General features: G+C 41.8%; 1 protein-coding gene. It reads right to left on the reverse strand.

The annotated features are described in order from the left end of the window. On the reverse strand, positions 1-574 hold a 574-nt coding region (locus BTV99_RS13485; RefSeq protein WP_178377967.1), incomplete at both ends, for a GIY-YIG nuclease family protein.

The following is a 574-nucleotide window of genomic DNA, read 5'->3' on the forward strand; positions in this document are numbered from 1 at the left end:
ACTCTTTGATCATAGAAGAAGGCATGCAAGACCCTTTCCACACTACGAACATTGGCATCATAGACTTGCCATTCAGCTATGATATCTACGGGCTGTTGCAAGAAAGCGGTATCCCTAATCGAGTGTTTAGTACGCGCTTCTCCTGTAAGGGTTGAGAAGCCAATTTTGTGCAGATGTTTATAGTGCGCTAAATCACTTGGGGTCTCAGCCAGCTTAGCAACATAAATGACACCGGTAAGTTGTCGCTCGTCCCCAAAGTTTTTGGCGAGCTCATCGTCCATCCAGTCAGGATCAGTGATTAATAACTGGTAGCTGTTTTCGTATTTATATTGAGCAGTAGCCAATGAATGTGTGAGCATATTGGACTCTGTACCATTAGAGAATATTAAGCGTAATCTCTCTTGGCTACGGGTATTCTTTCTGGCCTCTGCTTTATAAATATTAGCCACATAGCAAAGCATGCCGTTTAAAACAAATACGCTGCCAATATTGATATCTTTCACTGATGAAAAGTTGGTTTTAGTAAAAGCACCCGTTTGAATTGCTTTAGATATGCGCTCAAAGGTTGCCTCAA

The organism is Psychrobacter sp. Rd 27.2 (assembly GCF_001921755.1).
Lineage (GTDB): Bacteria > Pseudomonadota > Gammaproteobacteria > Pseudomonadales > Moraxellaceae > Psychrobacter > Psychrobacter celer.